General features: G+C 66.6%; 10 protein-coding genes. 5 read left to right on the forward strand and 5 right to left on the reverse strand.

Annotated features, from left to right (window positions below; genetic code table 11):
* The 3 genes from FVW20_RS19520 to FVW20_RS00925 all read right to left on the reverse strand — a co-directional run.
* Positions 1-214 (reverse strand): hypothetical protein (locus FVW20_RS19520; protein WP_231038753.1); only part of this gene is annotated, 214 nt, incomplete at its 3' end.
* A complete protein-coding gene (locus tag FVW20_RS00920) occupies positions 211-2,505 on the reverse strand; it encodes an ATP-binding protein (RefSeq protein WP_231038754.1) in 2,295 nt (764 codons plus the stop codon). The genes FVW20_RS00920 and FVW20_RS19520, both read right to left, overlap by 4 nt.
* 387 nt (positions 2,506-2,892) lie before the next feature.
* On the reverse strand, positions 2,893-3,453 hold the full coding sequence (locus FVW20_RS00925; protein ID WP_196607900.1) for a hypothetical protein: 561 nt from the start codon (positions 3,451-3,453) through the stop codon (positions 2,893-2,895).
* 444 nt (positions 3,454-3,897) lie between these two features.
* On the opposite strand from FVW20_RS00925, the gene FVW20_RS00930 reads away from it, so the two are divergent.
* The 5 genes from FVW20_RS00930 (at position 3,898) to FVW20_RS00950 (ending at position 7,940) form a co-directional block, all read left to right on the forward strand.
* Positions 3,898-4,518, forward strand: coding sequence for a hypothetical protein (locus FVW20_RS00930; RefSeq protein ID WP_196607901.1), 621 nt, complete (start codon positions 3,898-3,900; stop codon positions 4,516-4,518).
* Positions 4,519-4,527: 9 nt separating this feature from the next.
* Positions 4,528-5,373, forward strand: a complete 846-nt coding sequence (motA, locus tag FVW20_RS00935; RefSeq protein ID WP_196607902.1) for a flagellar motor stator protein MotA — start codon at positions 4,528-4,530, stop codon at positions 5,371-5,373.
* A 67-nt stretch (positions 5,374-5,440) separates the two neighbouring features.
* Entirely contained in the window at positions 5,441-6,166 is a 726-nt protein-coding gene (locus tag FVW20_RS00940; RefSeq protein WP_196607903.1) for an OmpA/MotB family protein, read from the forward strand.
* A 374-nt stretch (positions 6,167-6,540) separates the two neighbouring features.
* Positions 6,541-7,197 (forward strand): tetratricopeptide repeat protein, encoded by a 657-nt coding sequence (locus FVW20_RS00945; protein WP_196607904.1) that lies wholly within the window; start codon positions 6,541-6,543, stop codon positions 7,195-7,197.
* Positions 7,198-7,463: 266 nt separating this feature from the next.
* The gene (locus FVW20_RS00950; RefSeq protein ID WP_196607905.1) at positions 7,464-7,940 is read left to right on the forward strand and encodes a hypothetical protein; all 477 of its coding nucleotides are present in this window, start codon (positions 7,464-7,466) and stop codon (positions 7,938-7,940) included.
* 147 nt (positions 7,941-8,087) lie between these two features.
* On the opposite strand, the gene FVW20_RS00955 is transcribed toward FVW20_RS00950, so the two are convergent.
* A complete protein-coding gene (locus tag FVW20_RS00955; RefSeq protein WP_196607906.1) occupies positions 8,088-8,291 on the reverse strand; it encodes a hypothetical protein in 204 nt (67 codons plus the stop codon).
* Positions 8,292-8,722: 431 nt separating this feature from the next.
* Positions 8,723-9,419: terminase small subunit (locus FVW20_RS00960; RefSeq protein WP_196607907.1), on the reverse strand; the 697-nt coding region annotated here is incomplete at its 5' end.

Raw genomic sequence — 9,419 nt, forward strand, 5'->3', positions numbered from 1 at the left:
ACTGGCGCGTTGCCGGTTCCGCAGCCGTGTCGACGGCGTGGGCGGCGTGGGCGGCGTGGGCGGCGTGTGCCGGCAGAGGCCCGGACAGGCAGGCGGTCAGGCTTACGAACAGGCACGCGAACAGGAACGCGGGCAGCCAGCCGGGCAGACAGGCAGGCGGGTGGGCGGACAGCATCCGCAGCCATACCCGGACGCGAGGGGCTGCAATGGTCATGACGCCCCCCCCAGCGGCAGGGTGAAGGTGAAGGTGGCTCCCTGGCCGGGTTCGGAAACCACGGTGAACGTGCCCTTGTGATTCTGGGTAATGATGAAGAACGCCACGGACAGTCCGAGACCGGTGCCTTCTCCCGGGGGGCGGGTGGTGTAGAACGGGTCGAAGACCCTGGCGCGCACTTCCGGCGGCATGCCGGGACCGTTGTCGGTGACGGATACCGCCACTCCATCCGGGCAGTGTTCTGCCCGGATGGTGATGATGGGCGGCGCGCCGTCCGGCGGGCTGAACCCGGCCAGGGCCTGCGCGGCGTTGCGCAGCAGGTTCAGCAGCACCTGTTCCACTTCGGTGGCCAGGCAGGCGGGCCGGGGCAGGTCGGGCGGGATATGTATGTCCACCCGCAGCCTGCGGAAGTCGTGGTTCTTGCGAAAGCTGTAGTCGTTGTCGGCAAGGTCCACGGCGGTCGCCACCAGCGCGCCGATGTCGCATTCCATGTGCGACGAGGTGCTGCGGCGGCTGAAGTTGAGCATGTTTGCCACGATGCGGGCGGCCCTCAGCCCCGCCTCGCGCACTCCGGCGGCCATGCGCAGCACCCCGCGCCGTTCCAGGTAGTCGTGTACCTGCTCCACCGTGCAGCCCACGGCGCGGGCGGCATCGTCGTTGGCGGCGCGCCCCGGTTCGATGCGGCGCAGCACGTTCTGCACCGCCTGCAGTATGCCCCCAAGGGGGTTGTTGATCTCGTGGGCCATGCCAGCCGCCAGCCCGCCCACCGACAGCATGCGCTCGGTCTGGATCATCATTTCGCGCACCCGCTCGCGTTCGGTCACGTCGTCGAGGCGGATCACCGCCCCCTCCATGCCGTTGGCTGCCAGTGGAAACACGGTGACATCCTCGTAAAGGAGCATGCCGTTGTCGGTGCGGGTCAGCCGTTCGCCGTGCACGGGAGTCTGCCTGGCCAGGGCCTCGCGCACGCTCGGCAGTTGCGGGGCAAGGCGCGGAAAGACGTCCTCCAGGCTGCGCCCCAGAGCCGCCGGGGGCTCCACGCCGGTCATCAGCGCCGCCTGGCGGTTCCACTGGATGATGCGCCCCTCGGGCGAGACCCCCACCACCACAGAGGGCATGGAATCCAGGATGTTGGCGAGCAGGTTGCGCAGCTTGCGCAGTTCCGCCTCGGTCCGTGCCCTGCGCCGCATGACCACCACCAGGGCGGCGATGGTGGCGAGCATGGCGGTCACGAAGGCGATGATCACGTGAATTTCGCGGGAATATGCGCGGTAGACGGAGAAGGGGCGTTCAACCACTTCGCTGCCGGGAGGCAGCGAGCCTTCGTTGATGCGCCAGCGTCGCAACTGCGTGTAATCGAAAATGAATTCTCCAGGTCCGCGCCGTACGGGGATGGAGGCGGGGTCTTCGCCCGCCAGGATGCGCCGCCCCATTTCGGCCATGATGCGCCCCTGTGACTGGCCGGTGACCAGTTTGCCGCCCACCACGCGGCCGCCAAGGTTGAAGCCCATGATGCAGTAGACGGGCACCCTGGCCGCCGCGGCGATGCGCAGTCCCGCCTCTTCGTACGTCACCATGCGTTCGGATGCGTCGGAATAGTACACGCCGAGCAGCACGGCGGTTTCCGGTCCCAGCGCTGCCACCTGGCGCAGCAGGTCGTCCATGGGCACGTCGGAATTCCAGCGCAGTCGCACGCGCCCTTCCAGCGGGCGTAGTGCTTCGGCCAGTTCCGCCGCGGTGGAACGACCGCTTTCGGTGTAGTCGTTGATGACGAATATCTCTTCAATGCCGGTGTGGGCGCGCAGCAGGAATTGCGCCGTCTCGTAGGGGTAGTGTTCCTCGGTGACGCCGGTGACGCCGGACATGCCCTGTACGCGCGTGGGGGTGAAGTTGTTGGTGCCACCGAAAACCACGGGCACACCGGGAAAGAGCGTGTCCCGGTAGCGGCGCAGGAAGTTCAGGGCATGATCGTCGGAACACAGCAGCACCGCCGGGCGCACCGTGGCGTACTTGGCGCGCAGCATGGCGGCATAGGCGGCGAAATAGGCATCGTTGTGCACCGCCTTGGTGTCCATGTTTTCCACCCGCAGCAGCACGTTGCCGCCCGGCGGGGCCAGTTCGGCTTCCACCTCTGCGGTAAGTCCATGCACCCAGCGCATGCGCTGATCGTAGGAGTTGATGAGCAGGGCTTGCACCGGCGGGGTGGCGGGCAGGGCGTAGGGATCGGCGAAGGTGATGGCGCCCAGCAGGGCGCAACCGCCCAGCAGCAGGGCGGGGAACAGCCAGCGCAACGTGCCGGGCCGGGATTTGCGTGATGCGGCGCGGGCAGTAATGGATGCCGTCGCCGCTGTCGTGCCTGCCAAGGCCGGGTCGCAGTCTTCCTCGCAACCCGGCGGCACATCGGTGTCGGATTCGGAGGACTGGGAACGCCAGGGCTGAGCGTGACGCGAAGCAGGCATGGAGTGCACTCGTGCTGCATGGGGTGGACGTGAAACTTCATCCAGTATTGGCAGAACGCGAGCGCGAACGCAACGGTTAACGCCGCAAAGGGTGGGCCTGCGGGCAGGCTGGGGGGGCGCATGCGGCCCGCGAAGGGGGGGGCGCGTGGGAATGCCCCGGCATGGAAGGACCGCCGGATACTAGGACGGTAGGGGCGGGAAAGGCGGACGGCAGCGTTTCTAGCTGCCGGGCGGGCAGGCGGTACGGGTTGCGGCCTCTGCCCTGCGCAGCAACTGCGCAAGCACCAGGGCTGGCAGGCGGACGTAGTACCAATCGGTGATGATGGTGCCGTCGGCGGGCAGCCATTCGCCGCAGCGTTCGAAGTGGTCCAGCAGGGCCCGTTCGGCTGCGCGGGGGGCGTCTTCCGGCGCGCGCAGGCTGCGTTCGCGGAACAGGGCGGCCATGTCCTCCACCAGCATGAAGGCCGCGTCGTCAATCTGGCCGCCTGCAGGTGCGGTCGCTGGGGGCGCAAGGGCTGCCGTGGGTGCCAGCATGGCCACCGTGGCGGCGAAGTGCGCGGCAAAGGCGTTGGGCCGGACGATGAGCCGGTCGTAGTGCTCGGCGTTCTCGGCTAGACAGCGCAGTCCGGCGGCGCACAGCGGGCGCAGGGCGTGGGCCACGTCCGTCGCAGGTGCCGTGGCTGCCTGTCCGGGCTTGCAGGGTGGGGTGTCCAGCCACGCCGCCAAGGCCAGCATGGCTTCGCGGAGCCGCACGAAAGAATGGGCGGGGGCGCTCTTCATGTGATGCGTTATAGCTTTTTATATATACTGATGCAACAGCAAATGTTGCGGCGGGCGTGTCCTGTGCGTCAGGCGTTTGAGCCCACATGCGTGATGCGCGTATCCCTGTGGGGAGTATGATGGCATTGGGGCCTCCCCCACTTTCCATGCGGCGCGTTCTCGGCTACAATCACATAAATGCACAGGGTGCTGCCCGGCGCCAGCCCTTCACATCGGGTTCGTGGTGCGGGGTGCATGGCGCGGTGCCGTGGCTTGAAGGCGTCGGGAGCAGACCCCGGTCGGGCGCCTCCCCGACGAAGCATGCCCAAACGAAGCATGGCCGCAGCCTGCCGGAAACCGGCAGATTCCGTGGAGCCGGTCGGCAGTGCCCCGCCAACCAAGACGTGCCCGCCGGGGCATACGGATCGAGATATACGGTCGAGCTATACGGTCGAGATATACTGAATGGACGAGGCAGAGCGCAGGCACAACTACAGGGTGGATGCTCCGCCCGGCTTTCTGCGCGAAGTGGCCCTGTGGTCCGGGCGCGCGGGTGCCGATGGCCGTCTGACGCTGGAAGACCTGGGTGCGCCCGACGTGCTGGGGCTTGCGGGGACGGGAGGGATTGCCCTTACGGATGTGAGCACGCGGGGCCTGCGCATGCGTCTTTCGACGAAGGCCGCGCAATGCCTGGGCCTGGCGTCGGAAGGGGCACTGCCCGTTGGCCTGCCCGTCGGGGGGCTGCACGTGTACCTCAAGTTGCTGTCTCCCGCCGCTGGTGCGGTAGCGCGAAATTATACGCTTTTTCTGTGGACGCGCGTGACGCATGTGGACCATGTGCCCGGCGCGGTCCTGCTGGGGCTGCACATCACGTCGCGCGGGGTGCCGGAAAAGGCCGAAAAGGCCTTTCGCATGTTCGACGCGGGGCGTTACGGCGTAAAGGAACTGACCCGCTGGTGCGACGAGGTGGCCCGCATGGGCCGGGGGCTGCAGCCCGCTCCTTCGCCCGGCCTTGACCTTGAGCATCTGCTTGCGGAAATCGACGCCGCGCGTGCGTGCGGCGTCATGCAGGCCAACAGGAACTGACACCACGCCATGTTCGCCATAATCGGTCTCGTTGTCGTTTTCGGCTCGATCCTCGCCGGCTACCTGATGGCGCACGGCGTCATGCACGTGCTGTGGCAGCCCGCGGAAATGATCATCATCCTCGGCGCGGCCATCGGCGCGTTCATCGTTTCCAGCACCAAGTATTCGCTGGGACTCGTGCTGAAGAACCTCAAGCTGGTGCTGGGCGACCCCGGCATGAGCAAGGCCAAGTATCTTGATGTACTGGGTCTGCTCAACTCGCTGTTCGTCAAGATGCACCGCGAAGGGGTGATCAGCATCGAACAGGACATCGAAAAGCCGGAGGGCAGTTCCATCTTCAACAAGTACCCCGCCATCGCCAAGGACAAGCACACCGTGCACTTCATCGGCGACACGTTGCGGGTGTACCTGACCACCGGCGACCCCAACGAAATAGACAGCCTGATGGAAGTGGACATGAAGTCCATGCACGAGGAAGAATCCATCGCCCCGCACTCCATCGGCCGCATGGCGGAATCGCTGCCCGGCATGGGGATCGTGGCGGCGGTGCTCGGCGTCGTGCTGACCATGGGCAAGATCAACGAGCCGCCGGAGGTGCTCGGCCACCACATCGGGGCCGCGCTGATCGGGACGTTCATCGGTATCCTGTTCTGTTACGGCGTGTTCGGCCCCATGGGGGCCAAGATCGAACAGGCCAACCACGAGCACCACATGTACTTCGCGGTGATCAAGGAGGCGGTGGCAGCCGCCATCCGGGGGTCCACGCCGATCATTGCCGTGGAATACGGGCGGCGTGCCATTCCGCATACCTTCCGTCCCACGTTTGCCGAGATGGAAGAAAAGCTGAAGAGCTGACGCACCGCGCGCCCGGCTGCGGAAGTTCCGCCTGCCGCGCACGGCGCGCCATATGGGGAGGAACGCCATGGCTGGCGGTGGATCATGGAAAGTTGCCTACGCCGACTTCGTGACGGCGATGATGGCCTTCTTCCTGCTGATGTGGATTCTGAACATGACCCCGCCGGAGACCAAGCAGGCGCTGGCGGGCTACTTCTCTACCGAGCGGGCCCTGTTCGATTCGAGCAACGTTTCGCCGGTGGCCAACAACCCCTTCGTGCAGGGGGTGGACAAGTTGGACACGCGCGACTTCAAGGTTTCGGAAACCGAAAAGTCGCACTACGCCATTGCCCAGAAGTTGAAGCAGATGATGATGGCCGACGCCATTCCGCAGAACGCCAGCGGCATCAGCGCCGACGACGTGGGCGTGCTGCTGCGGGTGAACAGCGACGTGATGTTCAAGGCCGGTTCGGCGGAACTGGTGCCGGAAGGCAGCAAGGTGCTGGACGAGGTCATCAAGATCCTGCGCGAGTACAACCTGTACCTGATGGTGCGCGGCCACAGCGACAGCGGCGAAGTGGCCGCGGGCAGCCCGTATCCTTCGAACTGGGAACTTTCCGGCGCGCGGGCGGCGGCAGCCGTGCGCTACATCATCGAGCGCGGCGGCATCAAGCCCACCCGACTGCGCGGCATTGCCTATGCCGACACGCGCCCCATGGAACCCAACACCACTCCCGAAAGCCGCAGCAAGAACCGGCGCGTGGAATTCCATTTCCACCGACCGGAAGTCATGTCGTACAACGTGGTGTATTAGGCGCGCGCTGCACAGGCGCAAATATTGTCCCTTGGAGCGGGGCGGGCTGGCTGGCCCGCCCCGCTTGCGCTTTGGAGAATGGGCGCGTATCTGCGGCGGTAGCGGTTGGGCAAACCAGCCAAACCAGCCAGTCCAGCCTGGCCGGTCGGGCCGAATCGGCTGGGCTGGGCGACAGGCCAGGGGGAAGTTGCCCGCGCCCAGTCATGCCAGTCATGCCAGTCGGGCCAGTCGGGCCGGTCACGCCCCGATCGGGGGCGTCAATGCCGCCATGCGCGTCGCGGGCGTGGCGTTGTACGGCGGTTTACTTCCAGCCATCCCCCATCCGCTCATCTCCACCGGGCCGTAGGGCCCGCCCCCCCATACAGGAGACGGACATGCCGTTCACATTGTTCCGCAACGCCCCTGCCGCAGGCGCTTCAGACGTGCGCCCCGCAACCCCGGCCAGGGTTTTTGGGCTGCACGCGCTGTTTCTTCTGACGCTGCTGCTCCTGGCGTCCACCCTGCCGGGCTGCGCCACGCAGGAGCCCCTGAAGCCGTACAACCCCATGGGTGTTTCCGGAAAGGTCAACCCGGAGGCGGAAAAGTACTTCGCCATGGCCCATGTGCTGTGGAAGGGCGGCGAAACCTGCACCGAACCGGAAAAGGCCGTGGCCTATCTGAACAAGGCCATCGAACTCCAGCCCGACTATTGGCAGGCCTTTGCCCGGCGCGGGCTTGCCTACAGCGAAATGGGCCTGTGGGACGAAGCGTTCGACGACCTGACCCGCGCCGTGCGGCAGCATCCTTCGGCGGAAAACTACGCCTGGCGGGGCCTGGTGGCCTTTCGCATGGGCAATCAACTGGGCGCCCGCAAGGACCTTGCGCGGTCTCTCGAACTGGACTCTTCCCAGCACCGAGCATGGAACTACCGGGCGGCAGTGGAACTTGCGGAAGACGAGAACGCCGCTGCCTGCGCGGACTTCGCCCAGGGCTGCTCCAACGGGGATTGCACGGGTATGGAGTCCGCCAGGCGGGAGGGCATCTGCAAGTAGCACATCCCGGCATTTCTGCAATGCGGGTTGACCGGAGTGGACAGGAGGGTTGACCGGGGCGCGGCGGCGCCCCATCCTCTGGGCATGGGGCCGTATCAGGCGCGAGCATAACCCGGCGGCGCCCATGCATCCGGCCTCGTTTCTGCCCCGCGCCTGCCGGGCAGCAGGTCCGGCACCATCCTTGGGCATCAGGTCCGGTCCGTGGTCAACGGGGGCCCGGTCGGAAGCGCCAGGCGCGCATACCAAATCCCCGTAGCGAGTCCGCCATGCAAGACACCCCCGCACGACCGTTGACAGCATCCGCTGCCGTGAGTGGCAAGGCCAATCCATGGGGGCGTGTGCGCCGTCCGTTCGGCACGTCGGGAATAGCCCTTGGCCGCCTGCTGCGCGTGACGGTGCTGGCTGGCGCATTGACCGTCGTCCTGGCCGCCTTGCTGACGGGTGCGATGGCGCCCGCCGCCCGTGCGGAAGTGTCCGACCAGGATCTGGACGTGTGCATTGCCTATGCCCAGATCGAACTGGCCAGCCAGTATGGCTCGCCTTCCAGCCTGTCTTTCATCAACGACGAGCGCGCCACCATGGAACGGTACGACGGCGTGGTGGACGGGCATTACGTGTCCACCATCCTGCGCATGGACGGCGTACTGACCACCCCGGACGGGGTGGCCCGTCCCGTCCGGATAACCTGCCTGCTGGCCAGCGTGGGTGAACCCGTGGGGTTGCGCCTGGAGTCCCGGCGCTGAATCCGGCCTGAATCCGCTGCGAACACGCCGGGCACGCCGATAGTGCCCGGCCCGCGCGCCTTGCGGGCGTGCGGAAAGACCCCGTAAGCGCCCGGATGTCATAATGCGGGCGGCGGGCCGGTGTTCTGCGGCTGGCGGGCGGTCCCGCTATCCGTACCAGTTTTCGATGAGGTCCAGCAGGCGGTCTTCGCCGACCACGGCCAGGATGGCGGGATCGGCGTGGCAGGCGCAGTCGAGGCAGAAGTGTTCGTCGTACAGGGAGCGCAGTTCTCTTTGATGTTGCTCTGGTGACGCATCGAAGCTGCGTCCGCAGAAGGTACAGGTTACCTCGTCGGGCATGGGCTCGTTCATGGGTCGCTCCTTGCGGTTGCGCCCGGCGTTCTCCCAGCGGAACGCCGGTGACGCATGACCGACTATACTTTTGGTACGGCTGCCGTCACCAACCCTCCATTATTTTTCCGGGGCACCAGCACCGTGCAGCCGGACCCGACCGAAAGGTGCGCATGGTGCCGCCGGGTTGCCCGTGACGGAAAAATTTCCGCCACGGGCATGGTTCATGTGGCGGGGCGGTCTCGCTCTGTCGGCGGGGTGCCGATGTGGTACCGGCAGGTTGGGCCGGGCTGGCCCAGTGCTGCCTGATGCGGCCCCGCTATTACCCCGGTGTGCCAGATATTCTCTGTAATCCCTGCTTGTTCTGGCGTCGGGAGAAGGGCTGGCCAGCCTGTTGGCGCGCCGCGCCTTCCCATGGCCCTGCCGACCGTCGGCCCTGCCGTACGCCTTGTTTATTCGGGCTGCCAGCCGCCATCGTCAAAGCCATCGTCCTCCCTGTCTTCCCGATTCTCAATATCCTCGCCATCCTCGAAGTCATCATAATCCTCCCCGTCCCCTTCGCCCGCATCATTCGCGCCATCGCCGCCCCTTCTGCAATCCGCTCCGTTGTTGCGGACGGCATCCGCGCCATGGCGCGGGTACAGCGCATCGATGCGGGCACGCAGTTCCGCCGGTAGTTCGGGCGGAGTGTCGCCACCGGGTGGGGCATCCCCTTCGGCGCCGACGGAGCTCCCGAACATGCCAAGGTGGCGGGCCAGCATTTCCAGGGCCTTGAGCTTGGAATGCAACTTCACTTGCACGCCACCCCGCACCGGGACTTCGGGCTGTTCTTCGTCCGCGCCGTGTTCCATGCCGCGCGCGGGGCGCGTGGTTCGTGCGCCATGTGCGGTTCGCGCGCCACGTGCGGTCCGGGCGCTGGATGTCTCGCGCACCTCGGCCACGGCAGCGGCCTGCGCGCGGGTCAGTTCCGTGGAGTCGCGCAGTCGTACGCCCTCGTCGGACCAGTGGCACAGGTCGGTCATCACGGCGAACCCCACGGCGGCCAGTTCGCGCACCACCCGGTCCTGGGTCACCCCGGTGCGCGCGGCCCGGCGGCCCATGGCGTGTTCCACAGCCTGCTGCACGGCGGGTGAGGCCAGCAGCCGGGCT

Origin of the sequence: Nitratidesulfovibrio oxamicus (assembly GCF_015731765.1) — a bacterium.
GTDB classification, from domain to species: Bacteria; Desulfobacterota; Desulfovibrionia; order Desulfovibrionales; family Desulfovibrionaceae; genus Cupidesulfovibrio; species Cupidesulfovibrio oxamicus.

What these genes read in the sequence shown, in the direction of transcription:
- FVW20_RS00925 (WP_196607900.1), bottom strand. Translation starts at nt 3,453, where the DNA reads ATGAAGAGCGCCCCCGCCCATTCTTTCGTGCGGCTCCGCGAAGCCATG.
- FVW20_RS00930 (WP_196607901.1), top strand. Translation starts at nt 3,898, where the DNA reads ATGGACGAGGCAGAGCGCAGGCACAACTACAGGGTGGATGCTCCGCCC.
- motA (WP_196607902.1), top strand. Translation starts at nt 4,528, where the DNA reads ATGTTCGCCATAATCGGTCTCGTTGTCGTTTTCGGCTCGATCCTCGCC.
- FVW20_RS00940 (WP_196607903.1), top strand. Translation starts at nt 5,441, where the DNA reads ATGGCTGGCGGTGGATCATGGAAAGTTGCCTACGCCGACTTCGTGACG.
- FVW20_RS00945 (WP_196607904.1), top strand. Translation starts at nt 6,541, where the DNA reads ATGCCGTTCACATTGTTCCGCAACGCCCCTGCCGCAGGCGCTTCAGAC.
- FVW20_RS00950 (WP_196607905.1), top strand. Translation starts at nt 7,464, where the DNA reads ATGCAAGACACCCCCGCACGACCGTTGACAGCATCCGCTGCCGTGAGT.
- FVW20_RS00955 (WP_196607906.1), bottom strand. Translation starts at nt 8,291, where the DNA reads ATGAACGAGCCCATGCCCGACGAGGTAACCTGTACCTTCTGCGGACGC.